This window comes from Nonomuraea sp. NPDC050547, from assembly GCF_044457345.1.
In the GTDB taxonomy this organism is placed as follows: Bacteria; Actinomycetota; Actinomycetes; order Streptosporangiales; family Streptosporangiaceae; genus Nonomuraea.
This window is the reverse complement of record NZ_JBITGW010000014.1, coordinates 1-21,571: the sequence shown is the minus strand read 5'-3', so window position 1 is coordinate 21,571 and position 21,571 is coordinate 1. Positions and strand designations below refer to the sequence as shown.

Annotated in this window: 25 protein-coding genes; 14 read left to right on the top strand and 11 right to left on the bottom strand. The window is 72.1% G+C overall.

All coding sequences use genetic code 11. From position 1 onward, the window contains the following. Positions 1 to 26: 26 nt before the first annotated feature. The 4 genes from ACIBHY_RS31830 to ACIBHY_RS31815 all read right to left on the bottom strand — a co-directional run bounded on the left by ACIBHY_RS31830 (position 27) and on the right by ACIBHY_RS31815 (position 2,613). A complete protein-coding gene (locus ACIBHY_RS31830) occupies positions 27 to 335 on the bottom strand; it encodes a hypothetical protein (protein WP_397248779.1) in 309 nt (102 codons plus the stop codon). Between the two features lie 25 nt (positions 336 to 360). Next, on the bottom strand, positions 361 to 543 hold the full coding sequence (locus ACIBHY_RS31825; RefSeq protein WP_397248781.1) for a hypothetical protein: 183 nt from the start codon (positions 541 to 543) through the stop codon (positions 361 to 363). Between the two features lie 56 nt (positions 544 to 599). Next, on the bottom strand, positions 600 to 1,328 hold the full coding sequence (locus tag ACIBHY_RS31820; protein WP_379622058.1) for a GntR family transcriptional regulator: 729 nt from the start codon (positions 1,326 to 1,328) through the stop codon (positions 600 to 602). A gap of 79 nt (positions 1,329 to 1,407) precedes the next feature. After that, positions 1,408 to 2,613 (bottom strand): hypothetical protein, encoded by a 1,206-nt coding sequence (locus ACIBHY_RS31815; RefSeq protein ID WP_397308635.1) that lies wholly within the window; start codon positions 2,611 to 2,613, stop codon positions 1,408 to 1,410. Positions 2,614 to 2,703: 90 nt separating this feature from the next. Between ACIBHY_RS31815 and sucC the strand changes: the two genes are divergently transcribed. The 4 genes from sucC to ACIBHY_RS31795 are packed head-to-tail and all read left to right on the top strand — an operon-like array spanning position 2,704 to position 7,929. Then, entirely contained in the window at positions 2,704 to 3,834 is a 1,131-nt protein-coding gene (gene sucC, locus ACIBHY_RS31810; RefSeq protein WP_397248787.1) for an ADP-forming succinate--CoA ligase subunit beta, read from the top strand. Next, positions 3,834 to 4,712 (top strand): succinate--CoA ligase subunit alpha, encoded by an 879-nt coding sequence (gene sucD / locus ACIBHY_RS31805; protein ID WP_397248789.1) that lies wholly within the window; start codon positions 3,834 to 3,836, stop codon positions 4,710 to 4,712. Before sucC ends, sucD begins: the two co-directional genes overlap by 1 nt. Next, positions 4,709 to 6,385: a thiamine pyrophosphate-dependent enzyme gene (locus ACIBHY_RS31800; RefSeq protein WP_397308634.1), complete on the top strand. Its 1,677-nt coding sequence runs from the start codon at positions 4,709 to 4,711 to the stop codon at positions 6,383 to 6,385. The genes sucD and ACIBHY_RS31800 overlap by 4 nt, the downstream gene beginning before the upstream one ends. Positions 6,386 to 6,393: 8 nt before the next feature. Then, on the top strand, positions 6,394 to 7,929 hold the full coding sequence (locus ACIBHY_RS31795) for an aldehyde dehydrogenase family protein (protein WP_397308633.1): 1,536 nt from the start codon (positions 6,394 to 6,396) through the stop codon (positions 7,927 to 7,929). 62 nt (positions 7,930 to 7,991) lie between these two features. On the opposite strand, the gene ACIBHY_RS31790 is transcribed toward ACIBHY_RS31795, so the two are convergent. Then, the gene (locus ACIBHY_RS31790) at positions 7,992 to 8,381 is read right to left on the bottom strand and encodes a DUF6703 family protein (protein WP_397248795.1); all 390 of its coding nucleotides are present in this window, start codon (positions 8,379 to 8,381) and stop codon (positions 7,992 to 7,994) included. A gap of 433 nt (positions 8,382 to 8,814) precedes the next feature. Here ACIBHY_RS31790 and ACIBHY_RS31785 point away from each other — a divergent pair, with 433 nt between their 5' ends. The 3 genes from ACIBHY_RS31785 to ACIBHY_RS31775 all read left to right on the top strand — a co-directional run bounded on the left by ACIBHY_RS31785 (position 8,815) and on the right by ACIBHY_RS31775 (position 11,821). Beyond that, positions 8,815 to 10,044: a BtrH N-terminal domain-containing protein gene (locus ACIBHY_RS31785; protein ID WP_397308632.1), complete on the top strand. Its 1,230-nt coding sequence runs from the start codon at positions 8,815 to 8,817 to the stop codon at positions 10,042 to 10,044. Between the two features lie 12 nt (positions 10,045 to 10,056). After that, entirely contained in the window at positions 10,057 to 10,347 is a 291-nt protein-coding gene (locus ACIBHY_RS31780) for an antibiotic biosynthesis monooxygenase family protein (protein WP_184966420.1), read from the top strand. 88 nt (positions 10,348 to 10,435) lie between these two features. Next, on the top strand, positions 10,436 to 11,821 hold the full coding sequence (locus ACIBHY_RS31775) for a glycine--tRNA ligase (RefSeq protein ID WP_397308631.1): 1,386 nt from the start codon (positions 10,436 to 10,438) through the stop codon (positions 11,819 to 11,821). Between the two features lie 175 nt (positions 11,822 to 11,996). Here ACIBHY_RS31775 and ACIBHY_RS31770 read toward each other — a convergent pair whose 3' ends face one another. From ACIBHY_RS31770 to ACIBHY_RS31750, 5 genes are all read right to left on the bottom strand, one after another. Further along, entirely contained in the window at positions 11,997 to 12,350 is a 354-nt protein-coding gene (locus ACIBHY_RS31770) for a hypothetical protein (RefSeq protein ID WP_397248801.1), read from the bottom strand. Then, positions 12,343 to 12,609: an Ada metal-binding domain-containing protein gene (locus ACIBHY_RS31765; protein WP_397248803.1), complete on the bottom strand. Its 267-nt coding sequence runs from the start codon at positions 12,607 to 12,609 to the stop codon at positions 12,343 to 12,345. The genes ACIBHY_RS31770 and ACIBHY_RS31765 overlap by 8 nt, the downstream gene beginning before the upstream one ends. Continuing rightward, a complete protein-coding gene (locus tag ACIBHY_RS31760; protein ID WP_397248805.1) occupies positions 12,606 to 13,343 on the bottom strand; it encodes a 2OG-Fe(II) oxygenase in 738 nt (245 codons plus the stop codon). The genes ACIBHY_RS31765 and ACIBHY_RS31760 overlap by 4 nt, the downstream gene beginning before the upstream one ends. Positions 13,344 to 13,352: 9 nt before the next feature. Beyond that, positions 13,353 to 13,829, bottom strand: a complete 477-nt coding sequence (locus ACIBHY_RS31755; RefSeq protein WP_397248807.1) for a methylated-DNA--[protein]-cysteine S-methyltransferase — start codon at positions 13,827 to 13,829, stop codon at positions 13,353 to 13,355. A gap of 109 nt (positions 13,830 to 13,938) precedes the next feature. Next, positions 13,939 to 14,862, bottom strand: a complete 924-nt coding sequence (locus ACIBHY_RS31750; RefSeq protein ID WP_397308630.1) for a dienelactone hydrolase family protein — start codon at positions 14,860 to 14,862, stop codon at positions 13,939 to 13,941. A gap of 339 nt (positions 14,863 to 15,201) precedes the next feature. Between ACIBHY_RS31750 and ACIBHY_RS31745 the strand changes: the two genes are divergently transcribed. The 7 genes from ACIBHY_RS31745 to ACIBHY_RS31715 all read left to right on the top strand — a co-directional run bounded on the left by ACIBHY_RS31745 (position 15,202) and on the right by ACIBHY_RS31715 (position 21,026). Then, positions 15,202 to 15,399: a hypothetical protein gene (locus tag ACIBHY_RS31745; protein ID WP_397248811.1), complete on the top strand. Its 198-nt coding sequence runs from the start codon at positions 15,202 to 15,204 to the stop codon at positions 15,397 to 15,399. Continuing rightward, on the top strand, positions 15,396 to 16,544 hold the full coding sequence (locus ACIBHY_RS31740) for an AAA family ATPase (RefSeq protein ID WP_397308629.1): 1,149 nt from the start codon (positions 15,396 to 15,398) through the stop codon (positions 16,542 to 16,544). Before ACIBHY_RS31745 ends, ACIBHY_RS31740 begins: the two co-directional genes overlap by 4 nt. Next, a complete protein-coding gene (locus ACIBHY_RS31735) occupies positions 16,456 to 17,364 on the top strand; it encodes a DUF58 domain-containing protein (protein ID WP_397308764.1) in 909 nt (302 codons plus the stop codon). The genes ACIBHY_RS31740 and ACIBHY_RS31735 overlap by 89 nt, the downstream gene beginning before the upstream one ends. After that, entirely contained in the window at positions 17,361 to 18,302 is a 942-nt protein-coding gene (locus ACIBHY_RS31730; protein WP_397248817.1) for a VWA domain-containing protein, read from the top strand. The genes ACIBHY_RS31735 and ACIBHY_RS31730 overlap by 4 nt, the downstream gene beginning before the upstream one ends. Before the next feature lie 185 nt (positions 18,303 to 18,487). After that, the gene (locus ACIBHY_RS31725; protein WP_397308628.1) at positions 18,488 to 19,192 is read left to right on the top strand and encodes a S1C family serine protease; all 705 of its coding nucleotides are present in this window, start codon (positions 18,488 to 18,490) and stop codon (positions 19,190 to 19,192) included. 5 nt (positions 19,193 to 19,197) lie between these two features. Next, positions 19,198 to 19,860, top strand: coding sequence for a response regulator transcription factor (locus tag ACIBHY_RS31720; RefSeq protein ID WP_379622096.1), 663 nt, complete (start codon positions 19,198 to 19,200; stop codon positions 19,858 to 19,860). Then, positions 19,857 to 21,026: a sensor histidine kinase gene (locus ACIBHY_RS31715; RefSeq protein ID WP_397308627.1), complete on the top strand. Its 1,170-nt coding sequence runs from the start codon at positions 19,857 to 19,859 to the stop codon at positions 21,024 to 21,026. The genes ACIBHY_RS31720 and ACIBHY_RS31715 overlap by 4 nt, the downstream gene beginning before the upstream one ends. A gap of 8 nt (positions 21,027 to 21,034) precedes the next feature. Here ACIBHY_RS31715 and ACIBHY_RS31710 read toward each other — a convergent pair. Then, a partial coding sequence (locus ACIBHY_RS31710) for an IS5 family transposase (RefSeq protein ID WP_397308626.1) occupies positions 21,035 to 21,571 on the bottom strand: 537 nt, incomplete at its 5' end.

Genomic DNA, 21,571 nt, shown 5'->3' with positions numbered 1-21,571 from the left:
GCGGGCGCGGCCGGTCCGCTCGCGGCCTAGACGCCTTCGAGCTTCGCTACGAGCCTGGCCAGCAGGTTACTTGTCTCCATCTGATTGGCCTTGATGTCGTTGATGTCATCTCTCATGATGGCCATGGATTTCTCCATGTTGCCTACCGACCGCTGAAGGACGCCGATGTCGCCCTTCATCACGACGATGTCGCTCTTCATCACGACGATGTCGCTCTTCATCTCGGCAATGTCGGCCTTGACGACCGTCATGTCCGCTTTCAGATCGGAGATGTCGCTTCGCATCTCCTTGATGTCGGTTTCAACGCTGTCCATGCGTTGTTCGAGGTACGGCATGGAAACAAGGGTACCGGCGGGGCTGTCACGGTCGAGGGGATCTGTGGATATCGCGGTCGGCGGTCCACAGGCGCAGGTAGCGGTCGGCCTGCTCGGCCGAGTAGTGCTTTCTGAGCGCGGCGCTCAGGCCGACGCCGAAGGAGCGTCCGTCTCCGCTCTGGCCCATGGGATCACCGCGGAGAAAGCTCAACAACGCCTTCATCGTCACGTCACCTCCTGTCCGGTGTCTTCCTCTGCCCGAGGAGGGGTCTGGTAATCGGCGGGTCAGCCGGTGCGGCGGCGGCGCCGTACCGGCTTGGGGGCGGGTTCGACGGGCTGGCCCGCGCGCGACTCCAGGTAGGAGGCGCGGGTGTGCTCGGTGTGCTCGCGCATGATCCGCGCGGCGGTCGCCTCGTCGCGGGCCTCGATGGCGTCGATGAGCGCGGTGTGCTCCTCCCACGAGGTCATGCCGCGCCGCCTGGCCACGGGCGTGTGGTACCAGCGCACCCGCCTGGCCACCTGGGCGGCCAGCTCGGCCAGCACCTTGTTGCCCGACAGCGCCGTCACGAGCGCGTGGAGCTCGGAGTTGGTGGCGACCGCGCCGTCGACGTCGTCCGACCGCACCGCCGCGACGCCGCGCGCGCACAGGGCGCGCAGTTGCCTCACGCCGTCCTCGCCGGCGTTCTGCGCGGCCAGCCGCGCCGACTCGGTCTCCAGCAGCGTGCGTACGGCGAGCAGCTGGTCGGCCTCTTCTAGGGTCGGCACGTGCACGAAGGCGCCCTGGCCGGGGAAGAGGTCGACCCAGCCTTCGCCGCTGAGCTGCTGGAGCGCCTCGCGCACCGGTTGCCTGGAGACGCCGAGCAGCTCGGCCAGCTCGCTCTCGACCAGGTGCTGACCGGGCTTGAGCTGGCCGGAGACGATGAGCTCCTGGATGGCCTCGATGACGCTCTCGCGGAGCGTGGCGGGGCGGGGAATCTTGGCCGCGGTCTGACCGGCCTGATCCGACAGCAACATGTTCGCGGCTCCACTAACGGTTTGTCGTCGACTGCCTACAGCATACAGTTTGCGCTTCTCACCTTTCCGGTGAGCCTCATCACACGGGGATCGTGACCGGCCTGCCGGGCGCGCGCAACCGCCGGGCGGCCAGCGCGGGCAGCCCCGCGCACGCGGCGGCGAGCAGGAGCGCGGGCGTGGCGGACCCGGACAGCGCGAGCCAGCTCAGCGCCACCGCCACCAGCCCGGCCGCGGCCTTGGCGCTGTAGACGACCGGATGGATGGTGCCGGTGCCGGCCACGCCGAAGTAGTCGCGGACCAGGCTGGCGACCAGCGGATAGAAGGCCCCGCCACCCAGGCCCGCCGCCACGGCCCCCGCCCAGAGCCCGAGAGAGGCGCCGGTGCTCGCGTGGGCGGCCAGGAGGAGCTGGCCCAGCGCGAGCAGGGTGAGCACGACGGCCAGCACCGCCGTACGGCCCAGCGCCTCCGAGCACCGCATGGCCAGCGCCCTGCCCGCCCCGTTGAGCCCCACCAGGATCGCCACCGCGCCCCAGGCGCCCGACGCGGCCACGATGACCACGTCGGCGATCGAGACCGCCCCCGCGCCCACCAGGATGGCCGCCAGCACCGGCAACGCCCTGGTGCGCAGCGCCTGGGCCAGCGAGAACTCGCGGAGCGCCCCGGGCGTGCGGCGCAGGACGGCGGCGTCGAGCGCGTACGAGCGGGGGTCGACGGTGTCGGGCCACCACAGGGGAGGCGGCATGCGCAGGTGCCGGGCGGCGGTGCCGATGACCAGGGCGGCGACGGCCCCAGAGGCCAGGAACGCCTGGGGGAGCGTGCCGGGGAACAGGCCCGCCCACAGCAGCAGCGGCAGCGCCCCGTAGCCGAAGGCGCCGGTCACCAGGCCGACGCGCAGGGCGGGCCGTTCCGGGTGCCAGGCGGCGACGGTCTCGCCGCACACGCCGTAGACGAGTCCGGCGCCCAGGCCGCCGAGCACGGCGTACACGGTGAGGAAGGGCCAGGAGCCGCCGAGGCCGAGGGCGAGGAGGCCCGCGGTGGTGAGGACGGCGCCCGCGGTGAGCGAGAGGCGGCGGCGCAGCAGGGCTCCGGCCGCCTGGCAGACGATCCACACGCCCAGCGGGATGAGCGCGGCCTGGTCGCGGGTGAGCAGGGCGGCGTAGCCGTACTGGAGCGGGGCTATGGCCGCCATCGAGGCCCAGGCGAGCCAGAACGTGCGGGGACGGTCGGCGGGCACGGGGCCGGGCAGGTACGCGCGGCCACGCCAGTCTCGAATTGCATTCTCCATACTGTATGGAATATCCACACAATCGGATCCTTGTCGAGCCTCTGGACGAGGAATATTCCATACGGTATACCGTCTACAAAGGAGGCTCGCATGGACCTGTACGAGTACCAGGCGAAGGAACTCTTCGGTCGCCACGGCATCCCGGTCCCCCTCGGCGACGTGGCCCGCACCCCCGCCGAGGCCCGCGCGATAGCAGCCGAGATCGGCGCTCCCGTCGTCATCAAGGCCCAGGTGAAGACCGGCGGCAGAGGCAAGGCGGGCGGCATCAGGGCCGCGCCGGGGCCGGGGGCCGCCGAGGAGGAGGCCGGGCACGTCCTCGGGATGGACATCAAGGGACATCTCACCCGCGCCGTGCTCGTGGAGGTGGCCACGGTGCCCTTCGAGGAGTACTACGCCGCCTTCCTCGTCGACCGGGCGGCCGGGTCGTTCCTGGCGATGGTGTCGGCGCAGGGCGGCATGGAGATCGAAGAGCTGGCGGAACGCGACCCCGGCGCGCTGGTCAGGCTGGCGGTCGACCCGGTCGCCGGCGTGGACGCCGGCGTCGCCCAGCAGCTCGTGGCCAAGGCGGGCCTGCCCGAGGCGGCCGCGGCCACGCTGCAGCGGCTGTGGGACGTCATGGTGGCGGAGGACGCCCTGCTGGTCGAGGTCAACCCGCTCATCCTCACCACCGACCAGCGGATCGTGGCGCTCGACGGCAAGGTCACCCTGGACGACAACGCCGCGTTCCGGCACGAGCGCGTACCCGAGGAGCTGACCGGCGGCCTGGAGGACCGCGCCCGCGCGAAAGGGCTCAACTACGTCAAGCTGGACGGCCGCGTGGGCGTGATCGGCAACGGCGCCGGGCTGGTCATGAGCACGCTCGACGTCGTCGCCGGGGCCGGCGCCGGCCCGGCGAACTTCCTCGACATCGGCGGCGGGGCCTCCGCTCAGGTCATGGCCGACGGACTGGAGATCATCCTGTCCGACCCGGACGTGCGCTCGGTTCTGGTCAACGTCTTCGGCGGCATCACCACCTGCGACGCGGTGGCCACAGGCATCGTCACCGCGCTGGAACTGCTGGGTGAACGCGGCCGGGCCCGGCCCATCGTGGTCCGGCTGGACGGCAACAACGCCGAGGTCGGCCGGCGCATCCTCAGCGACGCCCGGCACCCGGCGGTCCGCCAGGTGCCCACCATGGACGGCGCCGCCCAGCTGGCGGCCAGACTCGCGGCAGGTGCGTGATGGCGATCTTCCTGACCAAGGACAGCCGCGTGCTGGTCCAGGGCATGACCGGCTCCGAAGGCGCCCGGCACACCGCGCGCATGCTGGCCGCGGGAACGAACGTGGTGGCAGGGGTGACGCCCGGCAAGGGCGGGCGCACGGTCGACTTCGGCGAGCGTACGGTTCCGGTCTTCGGCTCGGTCGCCGAGGCCGTGGGCGAGACCGGCGCCGACGTGTCCGTCGTCTTCGTGCCGCCGCGCTTCACCGGCGCGGCCGTGGAGGAGACGGTGGCGGCGGCGGTGCCGCTGTGCGTGGTGATCACCGAGGGCGTGCCCGTGCACGACGCGATCAGGTTCCGCGCCCTGGCCCGCGGCGGGACCCGGATCATCGGCCCCAACTGCCCCGGCCTGATCAGCCCCGGCCAGGCGTCGGCCGGGATCATCCCCGCCGACATCACCACCGCCGGGCGCATCGGCCTGGTCTCCAAGTCGGGCACGCTGACCTACCAGCTCATGTACGAGCTGCGCGACCTGGGCTTCTCCACCGCGGTCGGGATCGGCGGCGACCCGGTCATCGGCACCACGCACATCGACTGCCTCCAGGCGTTCCAGGACGACCCGGGCACCGACGCGATCGTGATGATCGGCGAGATCGGCGGCGACGCCGAGGAGCGGGCCGCCGCCTACATCTCCGCGAACATCACCAAACCGGTCGTCGCCTACGTGGCCGGCTTCACCGCCCCGGAAGGCAGGACGATGGGCCACGCCGGCGCGATCGTCTCCGGTTCCTCGGGTACCGCGCAGGCCAAGAAGGAGGCGCTGGAGGCGGCCGGCGTGCGGGTCGGACGTACCCCGTCGGAGACCGCGCGGCTCCTGCGGTCGGCGCCGGCCGTGACATGAGGCGCGTCCCCTGCGTGGAGGCGGTGGTCGCGGTGCTGGAGTCGGAGGGAGTGACCACCGTCTTCGGCGCCCCGGGCGCCACGATCCTGCCCCTGTACGCAGCGCTCCGCCACAGCTCCATCCGGCACGTCACGGTACGCCATGAGGAGGGCGGCGCCCACGCCGCCGACGGCTGGGCCAGGGCGACGGGCGACGCCGGCGTCTGCGTCGGCACCTCGGGCGCCGGGATGGTCACCGGTCTCCACGCCGCGCTGGCCGACTCCGTCCCGATGATCTGCGTCACCGGCCACACGGCCGACATCGTGGAGGTCGCCAGGCCCGTCACCAAATGGGCCGTCCAGCTCAAGGAGCCCGCCCAGGCGCCGTGGGTCTTCCGCGAGGCGTTCAGGATCGCCCGCTCCGGCCGGCCCGGCCCGGTCCTCGTCGACCTGCCCATCGACGTGCAGCGCGGCACCTGCCCGTACGACCGCGCACTGGACGCGCCGCTGCCGGTCGCGGTCCCGCGCCCGCTGCCGCGGGTCGTGCGCGCGGCCGTCGACATGGTGTGTACGGCCAAGCGGCCCCTCATCCTGGCCGGAGGCGGCGTCGTCACCGCCGGGGCCTGCGGCGAACTTCTCGAACTCGCCGAGCACCTCCAGATCCCCGTCCAGGTCACGCTCATGGGCAAGGGCGCCTTTCCCGAGGACCACCCCCTGTTCGCCGGCCTGCCCGGGATCCAGGCGCAGACCCGCTGGGGCAACGCCGCGTTCCTGGCCGGCGACCTGGTGCTCGCCGTCGGCGTCCGCTTCGGCGGGCGGCACACCGGCGAGCTGGACGTCTACCGCAAGGGCCGGCGCTTCATCCACGTCGACATCGAACCCACCCAGTTCGGCAGGGTCTTCGAGCCGGACTTAGGGGTGTTCGGGCATGCCAGGCCCGTATTGGCTGAGATGGTGGCGGAGGCGCGCAGCCGTACTGCGGCCCTGCGGCCCGGCAAATGGGTGCGCAGGGTCGGCGAGCTGCGCCGCACGATGGCACGCCGCGACGACTTCGACGACGTGCCGATCAAGCCGCCCCGCGTGTTCAGGGAGATCAACGCCTTCTACCCGCGCGACACCACCTTCGTCACCGCGATCGGGCTCCACCAGATCTGGTCGGGCCAGTTCCAGACCACCTACCTGCCCCGCCGCTACCTCGTGTGCGGGCAGGCCGGGCCGCCGGGCTGGGAGGTGCCCGCAGCGATCGGCGTCAAATGCGCCCATCCGGAACGACAGGTCGTCGCGATCGTCGGCGACCACTCCTTCCAGCGCCTGATGGAGGAGGTCGGAGTGGCGGCGCGGTACCGGGTCCCGTTCGTCATCGTGATGATCAACAACGAGTGCCTCGGGCTGATCAGGCAGGAGGAGCTCCCGTACGACACGAACGACGCCGTGGATCTCCACGACGGCGAAGGCGGAGCCGACCACGTCAAGGCGATGGAGTCCTTCGGCTGCCCGGCCCGCCGGGTCGAACGGCCGGGCGACATCCGCGACGCCCTGGCCTGGGCGTCCGCCGAGGCGGCGCACAAGCGGCTGCCGGTGCTGGTGGAGGTCATGGTCGAGCGGGAGGCCAACGCGGCCATGGGCCCCGCGCTCGACGCGATCAAGGAGTTCGAGCCGCTGCCCGAGCTCGTCACCGTCGACTGGTCGGACTAGGAGGCCAGATGCGGATCAAACCGGGCACAGCCTGGCAGGACACTTACGACAGATGCTGTACGGCGGCGCCGGAGGCGTTCCACGACGACAGGGTGCTCAACCACTGGGGCGGCTTCTGGCACCGCGACGGCCGCCCCGACAACCCGGTCTTCTCGCCGATCGACGGCACCGCCATCGCCGTCCCGCCCAGGCTGGACCGGTCGGGCGCGGGCCGCGCGGTTGCCGGCGCCGAGTCCGAGCACCGGCAGTGGCGGCACGTGCCGGTGGCCGAACGCAAGGCCCGCGTCATGGCCGCCGTCGAGGCGATGGCCGGGCACCGCGACCTGCTCGCGATGCTGCTCGTGTGGGAGATCGGCAAGCCGTGGAAGACGGCCTGCGCCGACGTGGACCGCTGCCTGGACGGCGTGCGCTGGTACGTCGGGGAGATCGACCGCATGACCGCCGGGCGCACCCCGCTGCCCGGACCGGTCAGCAACATCGCCAGCTGGAACTACCCGATGAGCGTGCTCATGCACGCGATGCTGGTCCAGGCGCTGGCCGGGAACGCGGTGATCGCCAAGACGCCCACCGACGGCGGGCTCGCCTGCCTCACGCTCGCCTGTGCGCTGGCCGTACGGGAGGGGCTGCCGTTCACGCTGGTCAGCGGGGGCGGGGCGGCGCTGTCACCGGTGCTGGTGGGCGGGCGCGCGCTGGGGTGCGTGTCGTTCGTGGGCGGCAGGGACGCGGGGGCCCAGGTGGCGACCTCGCTGGCCGACGTCGAGCGGCGGCACGTACTGGAGCAGGAGGGTCTCAACTGCTGGGGCGTCTGGGAGTACTCGGGGTGGGAACTGCTCACGCGGCAGATCCGCGCGTCCTTCGACTACGCCAAGCAGCGGTGTACCGCGTATCCGCGGTTCGTCGTACAGCGTGAGCTCTTTCCGGACTTCCTGGCCGCCTATATGGAAGCGGTGGGGTCGTTGCGGTTCGGGCATCCGCTGGCGGTGGAGTCGCCGGAGGACCCGTTACCGCAGCTCGACTTCGGCCCGCTCATCAACGCGGCGAAGGCGGCCGAACTGGCCGGCCAGGTGGACCAGGCGATCGCACGAGGCGGCGTGCCGTTGTACCGGGCGAGGTTGTCAGACGGGCATTTCCTGCCGAACCAGGATGTTTCCGCCTACTTCGCGCCGACGGCGATCCTCAACCCGCCCCGCTCCTCACCCCTGCACCACGCCGAGCCGTTCGGGCCCGTCGACACCATGATGCTCGTGGACACCGAGGCCGAGCTCCTGGCCGCCATGAACGCCAGCAACGGCGCCCTGGTCGCCACCCTGTCCTGCGACGACGAGGAGACCTTCGCCCGGATCTCGCCCGAGGTGCGCGCCTTCAAGGTCGGCCACAACAAGCCGCGTTCGCGCGGGGACCGGGACGAGCTGTTCGGCGGCCTGGGGGCGTCGTGGCGCGGCGCCTTCGTCGGCGGCGACCTCCTGGTCCGAGCCGTGACCACAGGCCCGGAAGGCGAACGCCTGCCCGGCAACTTCCCCACCTACACCCTGCTGGCCAGCTGACCCCACCCCGCACCGCCGCCCGGCCGCGCCACCCGCGACCGGGCGGCGGAGGGTGCGGTCGGTCAGAAGGCGCCGAAGCGGCTGGCCACGACCAGCAGCAGGAACGTCAGCATGGCCACCCGCAGCAGCTTGCCGCCGGTGCTGAGCGACGGCCACGACAGGTACGCCAGAAGCCCCACGAAGGCGACCACCGGCAGCACCGCCACCCCGCCCAGCCAGTTCTGCACGGCGAACCCCGCCAGCAGCAACACGACCATGACCACCGGCGTGATCCAGCGCGGAACCTGCGTGAACAGATAGGCCATGGGAGTGGCGCTGCGCTGCTCCACCGCCTTGCGCAGGCCGGTCGCGCCGGGCGTGAAGAACCGCTCACCGGGCGGCAACGGGCGCTTGGCCTTGGCCGCCGCCCTGGGCTGGGCCAGCGGATGCCTGCGGTCATTGTCTTGGGCCACGGCCCGAGCCTAACCCCCCACCCCCCAACCCCGCCCCCACCAACCCCAACTCCCCGGCCCACCCACCCCGCACCCAACCTCCGGGACCTCGCCTCCCTCCGGCCACCCTCCGCGCTCCCAGGGCGCTGGCCAGGCGAGCTGCCCTCCTCTGAGGCGGGCAGCGAGTCCACGGGAGGAGGGCAAGGCGTGCCGGGACAACGGGGGCGGGGCGCGTGACAGGAGCTCATGGGGTCCCTAGGATGGGCGGCACGGCGACTCCCAGCGCCGCACCTCCTGAAAGCGAGCATCCACGCTGCCCGCCGAGCACCACGGAGGCAAAGGGGACGCAGGCGCCTCGGGGGACGAATCTTCGGCATAGCCCAGAGCATCGCGGCGGCCGGGGTCGGCGGGCGTGGACCGGGCCCCTGCGCGACCGCGGACACGGACACCGGTTATGACCGACAAGAAGCAGCTCAAAGCCCGCGTCCGGGCACGCATGGCGAAGACCGGCGAAAGCTACACCACCGCCAGGCGGCACACGCTCGGCGCCCAGGCGACGCCCGGCGATCACGGGTGGGAGTTCAAGGGCGGGCAGCATCCCAGCACGGCGGTCGTGTCGCGGCTCACGGGGGTTCCCGAGCCGCTGGTGCTCCTGGCGGGCGGCGGGATCGGGGCCGGGTACATCCTCTGGGAGTTCAAGCGGCACAACAGCGCCGCCCTGGTCATGGCCTTCCTCAACCAGTGGCAGTACTACGACCGCTGGATGACCAAGACGCTCGACCGGCTCGGCGTGCCGTACACGCACCACACGACGGGCGGCGCCAAGGGGGCGGCGCGGCGGATGGCGGAGGAACTCGACGCGGGGCGGCCGTGCGTGGTGCTGCCCGACCGCTATCACATCGGGTACTGGCGGCTGCCGAAGGAGCTCGACGGGTACGGCGGGCACCCCGTCATCGCCTACCGCAGGTCCGGCGGCTACGTGCACGTCGACGACCGGGGCAGCGGGCCGATCCTGGTGCCGGAGGACCGGATGGAGGCGGCCAGGGGGCGGGTCACCTCGTACAAGAACAGTCTGTATGTGCTGGGGGAGCCTCCTGCGCGGGTCGACCTGGCGGGGGCGGTGCTCGAGGGGCTCAGGGACTGCGCGGAGCACCTGTCGTCGGCGTCCGACTCGTTCTCGCTGCCCGCCTGGCGCAAGTGGAGCCGCCTGCTCACCGACGAGCGCAACGCCAAGGGGTGGCCGAAGGTGTTCGGGGACGGCACGCGGCTGGCCGGGGCGCTGCTGTCGATCTGGGAGTGCGTCGAGCCGGTGGGCATCGACGGCGGGAATCTGCGCGATCTGTTCGCGGACGGGCTTGACGCGGCGGCCGGGCTGCTCCAGAGGGAGGAGCTGGGGGAGTCGGCGACCGCGTTCCGGCGGATTCATGGGATGTGGCATGAGATGGCGGAGACGGCGGTGCCGTACGAGGAGTTCGGGCGGATCCGGGAGCTGACGGTGGCGGTCCGCGAGGCGGTGCTGTCGGACGGCGCGGCCCGCGAGGAGGACGCGGCGGAGCTGTGGCGGCTGCGGGCGGAAGCCGATCGCGCGCCGAGAAAGGTGGATTTCTCCGCAATCGCCGAACGGGTGAGCGCGATCCACGCGGCGGAGTCAGCCGCGATCGCGCGGCTGCGGGAGATCGTCTGACATTCTAAGAAGGTGCTCGCCGTCATTCGCTACATGGTTCCGGAAGCTCAGTCCCAAGAGTTCCTCAAGCAAGGTCAGAACATCGTCGACACCCTGCGCGCCCAGCCGGGATTCCTCCGCGGGAGGCTGGCGCGTTCCGTCGATGAGCCGAACCTGTGGGCGCTGGTGAGCGAATGGGAGGGCGCGGGCTACTATCGCCGCGCCCTTTCAGCCGCGAAGATGGCGATGTATCCGTTGATGATTCTCATGGTCAACGAGCCGAGCGCCTTCGAGGACATCTACGTATCCGGACAAGAGGAATAGTCGCGCGCGAGGGCGACCGGACGTCCCCTAAGCTGGGACCTCATCCGTTTCCCCTCGCCGACCTCCAGCCGGAAAGAGACCCATCCTCATGGCACGCCGTACAGACGTCATGGACACCATCGTCAGCCTCGCCAAGCGCCGCGGGCTCGTCTACCCGTCGAGCGAGATCTACGGAGGCCTCCGTGCGTCATGGGACTACGGTCCGCTGGGCGTGGAGCTGAAGAACAACGTCAAGCGGCAGTGGTGGCAGTCGATGGTGCAGGCCCGCGACGACGTGGTGGGCCTCGACTCGTGCGTCATCCTGGCCCGCGAGGTGTGGCAGGCCTCCGGCCACGTGGAGACGTTCACCGACCCGCTGACCGAGTGCCAGTCGTGCCACAAGCGGTTCCGGGCCGACCACCTCATCGAGTCGTACGAGGAGAAGAACGGCAAGGCCCCCGAGAACGGCCTGGCCGACATCACCTGCCCCAACTGCGGCAACAAGGGCGCCTTCACCGAGCCGCGGCAGTTCAGCGGCCTGCTGAAGACCTATCTCGGCCCGGTCGAGGACGAGTCCGGCCTGGCCTTCCTGCGCCCCGAGACCGCGCAGGGCATCTTCATCAACTACCTCAACGTGCAGCAGTCGGCGCGCAAGAAGATCCCGTTCGGCATCGGCCAGATCGGCAAGTCGTTCCGCAACGAGATCACGCCGGGCAACTTCATCTTCCGCACCCGCGAGTTCGAGCAGATGGAGATGGAGTTCTTCGTCAAGCCCGGCAGCGACGAGGAGTGGCACCAGTACTGGATCGACGAGCGCTACCGCTGGTACTCCGACCTGGGCATCAACAAGGACAACCTGCGCCTGTACGAGCACCCCCAGGACAAGCTGTCCCACTACTCCAAGCGCACCGTCGACATCGAGTACCGCTTCAACTTCACCGGCACGGAGTGGGGTGAGCTCGAGGGCGTCGCCAACCGCACCGACTTCGACCTCACCGCCCACGGCAAGGCCTCCGGCGTCGACCTGTCCTTCTTCGAGCAGGACACCGGCGAGCGCTACGTGCCCTACGTCATCGAGCCCGCGGCCGGTGTCGACCGCGCCACGCTGACGTTCCTGCTCGACGCCTACACCGAGGACGAGGCGCCCAACGCCAAGGGCGTCATGGAGAAGCGCACGGTCATGCGCCTTGACCACCGCCTCGCGCCGGTCAAGGCCGCGGTGCTGCCGCTGTCGCGCAACGCCGACCTGTCGCCGAAGGCCCGCGACCTCGCCGCCCAGCTGCGCCGCCGCTGGAACGTCGAGTTCGACGACGCCGGGGCGATCGGCCGCCGCTACCGCCGCCAGGACGAGATCGGCACGCCGTTCTGCATCACGGTCGACTTCGACACCCTGGAGGACCAGGCGGTGACGATCCGCGAGCGCGACTCGATGGCGCAGCAGCGCATCGCGCTCGACCAGGTCGACTCCTACCTCCGCCAGCACCTCAACGACTGAGGTCCCGACAGACATACGAGGGCGTCCGGCTCCCCGCCGGGCGCCCTCCCGCGCTTCTCCGGTACAACGCTTCCGGTACGGCGCTTTCCGGTACGGCGGGCCGCGGCGTCAGAGCCCTCGTGGTCCGGGCGGTCACGGGTTCGTGGGGGTCACGGGCTGCCGGGGTCCGGGGTGGTCAGGGGCTTGCGGGGGCGATCAGGGTGCGGGCCGGGTCCCAGGTGGTGTGCCGCAGGAGGCGGGACCGCATGCCCGCCCACCCGGCCGGCCCGGCGATCACCACCCACGCGTCCGGCCCGCCCGAGGCGAACCGGCGGGCCTGCCGCAGCCACGAGGCGGCCTCCTCCGGCCAGCTCACGACCTCGCCCACCACCCCGCCCCCGGCCTCCCACTCCCGGACGAACCGTTCGGCCGCCGCCACGGACCCGGGGTCGCGGCCGTGTCCCACGGTGACGCTCACCACCCCGGGAACCTGCCACTTCAACAGCCCGGCGAGCTCCGCCACGTCCCGGACCTGTCCTGGCTCAACCACTTTTCCTCCACTTCCGGTACTTCTCGGGCAGGCACACCGCGCACGGCCGATACCCCGCCGCAAGCGCGGTCGGTTCGTCGGCGAAGAAGACCCGGTGCCGGACGTACCCGCCCGCGGCGATGGCCCGCAGCGCGGACGGGCAGTCCAGCCGCCCGTAAATGCGCCGTCGCCGGTATCCGCCGAGCGTCCCGGGCGCCGGGCCGAGGTAGGTGCGGCCGTCGGCCCCGGTCAGCGCGTACGCGCGCTCGGCCGCTGTCATGTGGCGTCGTGGAAGACCAGGCCCAGGGTGTGCCGCAGGCCCGAGCGGACCGTGCTCACGCCGTGCCGCACCGGTGCGGCCGACCAGCCGCGGGCCGATCTCACCGGGCGGTCGCGGGTGGTGAACACCAGGCCGTGGCCCTGCGGCAGCATGGTGACCGTGCCGCGCGACTGGGCCCGGGGCCGCTGCTCCACCAGCAGGAACTCGCCGCCGGTGTAGTCGGCGCCGGGCACGTCCAGGCCGACGACCACCTGGAGCGGGAAGACCAGGTCGCCGTAGAGGTCCCGGTGCAGGGCGTTCCAGTCGCCCTCGCCGTACTTGAGCAGGATCGGTGTGGGTTTGACCTGACCGGCGGCGTGGCAGCGTTCCAGCCACTCGCCGAACTCCTCCGGCCACGTGGCAGCCCATCCGAGGCGGGCGGCCCACTCGCGGGCGATGGGCAGCAGCCTGGGGTAGAGCGTCTCCCGCAGCGCCGCCACCACCTCGGGGAACGGCTCCCGGAAGTACCGGTACTGCCCTGAACCGAAGCGGTAGCGGGCCATGTCGATCGTCGAGCGGAAGCGGGCCACGTCGTCGTACAGACCGGCGATCTCCCGGCATTCCGCCGCCGTCAGCAGCGGGCCGGTGAGGCCGCAGCCGTGGGCGTCGACCTCGCGGGCGACCGCGGGCCAGTCGGTCGCCGCGACCCGGTCCCGGATCGCGGCGTCGGATGTTCTGTCCTGGATGTCGGTCATGATCGTCCTTCAGATGAGCGCCGGCTGGAGGGCGCCCTCGTGGGTGAGCAGGAACCGCTTGCGCTCGATCCCGGCCGCGTAGCCGGTCAGCGCGCCGCCCGCGCCGATGACGCGGTGGCACGGCCGTACGATCAGCAGGGGGTTGGCCCCCACCGCCGCGCCGACCGCGCGGATGCGGTCGCGCGGCGCGCCGATGCGCGCGGCGATCTCGCCGTAGGTGGTCGTCTTCCCGTACGGCACGGCCGCGACCTCGGCCCAGACGCGGTGCTGGAACGCGGTCCCGGACGGCCGCAGGTCGAGGTCGAAGGCGGTGCGCTCGCCGGCGAAGTACTCGGCGAACTGCCGCACGGCCTCGGCGAAGGGCGCGTCGTCCCTGGTGGCCCCGCTCGGCACGGCCGCGCCCACCTTGACGGAGGTCAGCGCCCCGCCGGTGCCGGTGAGGACGATCTCGCCGATCGGGCTGTCGATGGTGGTGTAGATGCTCATGTTGAGTAGAACACCGGCGAGGGCGGAATGGAGGCGCGGTTTTCGGACTTCGTGCTGGTCACCCGGCCGCGGGAGGCGGCGGCTACTCGACCGGGCCGGGTGACGTCCCTCAGCTGAGGTGGCTGCCGAACCAGCCGAGCAGCCGATCCCACGCCCGCGCCGCGGCCGCGGGGTTGAAGCGCTGGCCGGTGTCGTTGAAGAACGCGTGCCCGGCGCCCTCGAACGTGGCGATCTCGTGCGTGAGACCGGCCTTCTCCAGGGCCGCCCGCGCGGCGTCGCGGGTGGCGTTGACCCGGTCGTCCTGCTCGGCGTAGACGCCGAGGACGGCGGCCTTCGTGCCGGTCATGTCGGCGCCCGCGGGCAGCGGGCCGTAGAACGGGACCGCGGCGGCCAGGCGCGGCTCGGCCGACGACAGCAGCAGCCAGGTCATGCCGCCGCCGAAGCAGAAGCCGACCATGCCCAGTTTGGCGCCCTTCGCCCGGTTCTGGAGCTCGCCCAGCGCGGCCTTCATGTCGGCGACGAACCGCTCCGGCGTGATCTCGCCCAGCTTGGCGGTGGCCTGCGCGGTGTCGGTGAAGGAGGCGGTGCCGCCGTCGCGGGAGAGCAGGTCGAGGGCGAGCGCGGAGTAGCCGCTCGCGGCCAGGCGCCCGGCGACGGATCGGGTGTGGTCGTTGAGACCGCGGTTCTCGTGGATGACCAGGACCGCGCCTTTGGGGCTCGCGGCCGCCGCCCAGGCGCCCTGGAGCGCCGCACCCTGCGGGCCGGGGAACGTGATGGCCTCGGTCGGCAGGGGAGAGGGGCCGACGGGTGTCCCCGAGGGACTCGGCTGCGCGCGCGTCGGGGCCGGGGTCATGCCGGTGGCCGGTGTGCCGGTGGGCGGGTCGGCGCCGCAGGCGGTCAGCAGCGCGCCGGCGGCGGGCAGGGTGAGCCCGAGCAGGCCCAGCCGCCTCAGGGCCTCGCGGCGCGGGATGAGTCCCTCGGCGTGGTCGAGGGCCACCTCTTCCGCGAGATACCGCTTGAAGGGTGACATCATGTCCGGACCGTACGCCGGGCCACCGAAAGCTCAGATAAAGGCCGCGCCGGGCAATCCTCAAAGCTCGGGATGGGCCTCAAGGGTCGAGGCGAGCGCAAAGCTCGGGACAACCCGCAGAGCTTGGGACGAGCCGCAAGGGTCCGGCGAGGCCGTTGCGCCGGCGGTGGGTCGTCCTGTCTTCTCCGTACAAGGGGATCGGCACGGGATATAGCCCTCTAGGGGGCCTGTCAGGCGAAAAATCGTATAAAGGTGTGCGTTACGGCAGCTTTCGCGGGTGCTTGGTGACATGGGCGATGACATCGGGAGTCGTCCTGATGCCCATCCCGCGAAAGGAACAGCATGTCGCTTCGCATATCGCGTCCGGCCGATGCTTCCGGGGCCCGGCGGGCACGCCTGCCACGCCTGGCGGCGCTGGCGCTGGCCGGTGGGGCGGTCCTGGCCACCACCGGCGCCGCCCACGCCGCCGCCCCCGCACCCGCACCGATCGAGCTCAGGCTCGTGCTGAACGACTGCCCCGACGGCAAGGTCCAGCCGTGACCCAGGCGCCGGACGATGCCCGGGAGGACACCGCCCTGCTGGAGAGCGCGCTCTTCGCCGTCAAGCGGGTGATCGTCGGCCAGGACCACATGGTCGAGCGCCTGCTCGTGGCGGTGCTGGCGCGTGGCCACTGCCTGCTCGAAGGCGTCCCCGGCATCGCCAAGACGCTCGCCGCCGAGACGACGGCCCGGGTGGTGGGCGGCACGTTCGCCAGGATCCAGTTCACGCCCGACCTGGTCCCGTCGGACATCGTCGGCACCCGGATCTACCGCCCCTCCACCGAGAGCTTCGACATCGAACTCGGCCCGGTCATGGCCAACCTGCTGCTGGCCGACGAGATCAACCGCGCCCCGGCCAAGGTGCAGTCGGCCCTGCTGGAGATCATGGCCGAGCGGCAGGTGAGCATCGGCGGCGTCACGCACCCGGTGCCCGCGCCGTTCCTGGTGCTGGCCACCCAGAACCCCATTGAGTCGGAAGGCGTCTACCACCTGCCCGAGGCGCAGCGGGACCGGTTCCTCATGAAGATCGACGTGGGCTATCCCAGCGAATCGGAGGAGCTGGCGATCGTCTATCGCATGAGCGTGGACCCGCCGCGGGCGCGGGCGATCCTGGACCCCGCCCGGGTGATCGCGCTGCAGCGGCGCGCCGACCGGGTGTTCGTGCACCACGCGGTCGCCGACTACGCGGTCCGCCTTGTCTACGCCACCCGGGCTCCGGCCCGCTACGCCGTACCCGACGTGGAGCGGATGCTGGCCTTCGGCGCCAGCCCGCGCGCCACGCTGGGCCTGCTGGCGGCCGGTCGCGCGCTGGCCCTGCTGCGCGGCAGGGAGTACGTCCTGCCGGAGGACGTCAGGGACGTGGCGCACGACGTGATGGCGCACCGGCTGGTGCTGTCGTTCGACGCGCTGGCCGAGGGGGTCACGCCCCGTCAGCTGGTGGACCGCGTCCTGGCGGCGGTCCCGACGCCGGTGATCGCCCCGCAGACGGGCCTCGCGGCGCTCGGGCGGGGGAGTCGGCGGCTTGAACCTTCACGGGTACGAGCGGGCCGAGCCCGCGCTGCGCCGCCTGGAGCTGACGATCACCCGGCGGCTCGACGGCCTGCTGCAGGGCGACCATCTCGGCCTGCTGCCCGGTCCGGGAAGTGAGCTCGCCGAGGCGCGGCCGTACCAGGCGGGTGACGACGTGCGGCGGATCGACTGGAACGTGACCGCGCGCACCGCCGAGCCGCACGTACGCGACGTGGTCGCCGACCGTGAGCTGGAGCTGTGGGTACTGCTGGACGCCAGCGCCAGCATGGACTTCGGCACCGCCGCGATGGAGAAACGGGACCTGGCCCTGGCCGCGACGGCCGCGATCGGGTTCCTGACCCAGCGGACCGGCAACCGGATCGGCGCCCACCTCCTGCACGGCTCCGGCCTCAGGGCGCTGCCCGCCAGGACCGGCCGGCCGCACCTGATGGCGCTGCTGCAGGAGATCTTCACGATGCCGCGGGCCAGGCCGGGGACGAAGGCCGCCGCCCTGGGTACTGCGGCGCATCGGCTGGGCCGAACCGTGGTGCGGCGCGGGCTGGTCGTGGTGGTGTCCGACTTCCTGGACCCGCCGGAGACGTGGGAGCCGGAGTTGCGGCGGCTGGCCGTACGCCATCAGGTGCTCGCGGTCGAGGTGCTGGACCCGCGCGAGCTCGCGCTGCCCGACGTGGGGCTGCTCACGCTGATGGACCCGGAGACGGGCCGGCGGCGCGAGTACGCGACGGCCGGCGCCCGGCTGCGCCGCCGCTACGCCGAGGCCGCCGCCGGGCAGCGGGCCGGGATCGAGACGGCGCTGCGCCGGGCCCGCGCCGCGCACCTGCGGCTGCGCACCGACGGCGACTGGGTGCGCGACCTGGTGGAGCACGTGCTGCGCCGGCGCCGGCTGGCCCGGCTGGGCGCGCGTGGGTCCGGGCAGGGAGGGGGCGGCGCCGCATGACGCTGATCTCTCCGGTCTGGCTGTGGTTGCTCGTGCCGGTCGCGCTGCTCGCGCTCGCCTACGTCCTGATGTCGGTACGGCGCAGCGCCTACGCCGTCCGCTTCACCAACCTCGACCTGCTGGACAAGGTGGCCCCGAAGCGCCCGCGCTGGCGGCGGCACGTTCCGGCCGGGGCGCTGCTGGGGATGTTCGCGCTGCTCGTGGTCGGCTTCGCCCGGCCCACGGCGGAGGTGCAGGTGCCCAGGGAACGGGCCACGATCATGGTGGCGTTCGACGTGTCGGCCTCGATGGGCGCCACGGACGTGGCCCCCGACCGGTTCACGGCGGCGCGGGCGGCGGCGACGCAGTTCGTGCGCGGGCTGCCGGAGCGCTTCAACCTCGGGCTGGTGACGTTCTCGTCGGAGGCGTCGGTGGCGGTGCCGCCGACCACGGACCGGCAGGCCGTCTTCAACGCGCTGGACCGCCTGACCACCTCATCGGGCACCGCGATCGGCGACGCGGTCCACTCCTCGCTGGAGGCCATCGCCGGCGTGGACCGCGAGGCGGAACCGCCGCCCGCGCACATCGTCCTGCTGTCGGACGGCTCCAACACCACCGGGCGCGGGATCCGCGAGGCCGCCGGGCAGGCCGCCGCGCGCGGCGTCCCGGTCACGACCATCGCGTACGGCACGCCGGGCGGCACCGTCGAGCTGCAGGGCAGCCGGGTCCCGGTGCCCGTGGACGGCCCGGCGCTGCGTGAGCTGGCGGGAGCCGCGGGCGGCGGCTTCTACGAGGCGGCCAGCGGCGACGAACTGCAGGCCGTGTACGAGGACATCGGCACCTCGGTCGGCTACCGGACGGAACGGCAGGAGATCTGGATGTGGTTCGTGGCGGCGGGCCTGGTGGCGGCGCTGCTCGCGGCCGTCGGGTCCATGATCTGGTTCTCGAGGCTGCCATGACCGGGACGCGCAGAGGGCTGGGGACGCCGCGTGGGCCCGACTTCGTCTCGCCGTCGCCGGGTCACCCGGCACCCTGGGAGCCGGCGGCCGAGAGGGCGGGAGCCGAGGGTGCGGGAGCGGAGCGGGCGGGGGTGGAGGAGGCAGGAGGCGTACCGGCTGGGCGGGCTCCTCGCGGAGGAGCGCTGTTGCTCGGCGCGGTGCTCGTCGCCGCGCTGACCGGGGCGGTGGCCGGGTTCGCCGGCGCGGGGCTGGCGGCGGATCCGGCGCCGGTCACGCTGCCCCGCGCGGCCCCCGCCGCGCCCAACACGACGGGACTGTCCGGTACGGCGGCGCGGCTGCTGCCGAGCGTGGTCTCGATCGACGTTGGCCGGGGCGGCGGTTCCGGCTTCATCGTGGACGGGGCCGGCCACATCATCACCAACGCGCACGTCGTCGGCGAGGCGAGCACGGTGAGCGTGGTGCTGAACGACGGCCGCAGGTTCTCCGCCAGAGTCCTGGGTGCTGATCAGGACGAGGATCTGGCGGTGCTGGAGGTGGCGGGCGTCACTGGGCTCGCGCCCGCCACCTTGGGCCGTTCGGCCGACCTGGCGGTCGGTGACCAGGTGCTGGCGATCGGCTCGCCGCTGGGCCTGTCGGGCACGGTGACCTCGGGCATCGTCAGCGCCCTCGACCGCCGGGTACGGCTGGGCGGCACCTCCCGCAGCGCGGTGCAGACCGACGCCTCCATCAATCCCGGCAACTCCGGCGGCCCGCTGGTCAATGCCCGCGGCGAGGTCGTCGGGGTGAACACGGCGATCGCGTCGAGCCGGGGCGGCGGCAACATCGGCATCGGCTTCGCGATCCCTATCGATCGCGCAGCTCCCATAGCCGAACAAATCATCAGAGACTAGGAAATATGCGCTTGTTGGTCGTCGAAGACGAAGAGGATCTGGTCGACGCGCTGCGCGTCGGCCTGGCCCGCGCCGGATATGCCGTGGACGTGGCTCTGGACGCGCCCGTCGCGCACGAGAAGCTCCAGGTCAACACGTACGACCTGGTGCTGCTCGACCTGAACCTGCCCGGCGGCGACGGCTTCCAGGTCTGCAGGGAGATCCGGGCGGCGGGCAAGGGCGTGCGGGTCATCATGGTGACCGCCCGCGACCGGCTCGACGACCGGGTCCGCGGGCTCGACGAAGGCGCCGACGACTACCTCGTCAAACCCTTCGCCTTCCCCGAACTGCTGGCCAGAGTGCGCGCGCTCCTGCGCAGAGACACCGGCGGCACCTCCGTCCTGGAAGTCGGGCAGCTGCGGATCGACACGGCCAGGATGGAGGTGTCGCTGGGCGGCCGCGCGCTCGCGCTCACCCCCAAGGAGTACGGCGTGCTCCACTACCTCATGACCAGGCCGGGGCACGTCGTCTCCTCGGAGGAACTGCTGGAGCACGTCTGGGACGAGCACGCCGACCCGTTCACCAACACCGTCCGGGTGACGGTCGGCAACCTGCGGCGCAAGCTCCAGGAGGACGGCCTCATCGAGACCGTCATCAGCAGGGGCTACCGGCTGAAGGAGCCGGCATGATCCACACGATCCGGTTCCGGCTGACGGTGTTGTACTCGGGGTTGCTGTTCGTGCTGGCCGCGCTGGTGCTGGGCGGCATCTACTGGGGCATCTCCACGACCACCGACCAGCGCCCCTACACCACCGAGTACGCCAAGGCCTACCGGGGCGGCGAGTACGTGGGCAAGGAGGAGGTCGTGTTCGTCGAGGAGGTCGAGAACGCGATCAACGTCAGGACCCTGGCCACGCTGCGCGACTACTCACTGGTGACGCTCGGCGCGCTGTTCCTGGCCGGCCTCGGCATCGGCTGGGTGCTGTCCGGCCGCGTACTGCGCCCGGTGCGGGCCATCACGCGCACGACCGAGGAGATCCAGGCCACCGACCTGACCCGGCGCATCCGGCTGAACGGCCCGCGCGACGAACTGCGCGACCTGGCCGACACCGTGGACACCATGCTGGACCGGCTGGAGTCCGCCTTCAGCGCCCAGCGCAGGCTCATCGACGACGCCTCGCACGAGCTGCGCAGCCCGCTCACGATCATCCGGGCCAACGTGGACGCCGTCCTCGCCACCCCCGACGCCAGCGACGAGGAGCGCACCCCCGCGGTCGCCGTCGTCGACCGCGCCACGACCCGCATGACCCGCCTGGTCGAAGACCTGCTGGCCAGCGCCAGACGCCAGGGCGCCGCCTTCGCCGACGCCGACCTCGACCTGGGCCGCGTGGTGCAGGAGGCCAGCGAGGAGTACGCCGCGCTGGCCGACGCCCGCGGCCTCACACTGACCCGCCGGCTGGAACAGGACCTCGCGATGAGCGGCGACCACGACGCGCTGCGGCGCGCCGTGGCCAACCTTCTGTCCAACGCGGTACGGCTCTCGCCTCTCGACGGCCGGGTCCGGGTGGCGGCGGGCCGGGAGGACGGCTGGCTCTGGACCGCGGTCGCCGACGACGGCCCCGGCCTGGCGGAGGAGGACCAGCCGAGGGTCTTCGACCGGTTCTGGCGGGGCGAGAGCAGCCGCCGCGACCGGCACACGGGCCTGGGCCTGGCCATCGTCCGGCAGATCGTGGAGTCGCACGGGGGCAGGGTCGCGGTCTTCTCCCGGCTCGGCGCCGGGGCGACGTTCGTGCTGTGGTTCCCGCCGCTGGGCGGCGCGGGCACCGTGGTCCCCGCCGGGAACCCGTTCACCTAAGGCGTGTTTCATAAGTCGCGGAGCCATTGGTTGATGGCGGCGATGGTGACGGTGGCCTCGAAGCGGACGGCGAGTTTGTCATAGCGGGTAGCCATGCCACGGTTGTGCTTAAGCTGGTTGATGCCACATTCCACAGCGTGGCGCAGCCGGTAGAGGACGGGGTCGAAGCCCGGTGGCCGTCCACCCTTCGACCCCTTCGCGCGCCGGTGGGCGTCCTGGTCGGCCTTGCTCGGGATGCAGGCCTTGATCCCGCGTCGGCGCAGATGCTCGCGGTTGGCCTTGCTGGTGTAGGCCCGGTCGGCCAGCACCCGATCGGGGCGGGTCCGGGGCCGCCCGCCGGGCCGGACGATACGGATCTTGCCCAGGACCGCGATGAACTGTGGACTGTCGCCGCGATGCCCGGCGGTTACCACCATGGCCAGCACCTTGCGGCCCTGTTCACACGCTAGGTGGGTCTTGGTGGTCAGCCCTCCGCGTGAGCGGCCCAGAGCGTGGTCGGCTGGTTCGCTGTGCACACCACCGGGCGGCTCCTTCTGCGTGTGCCC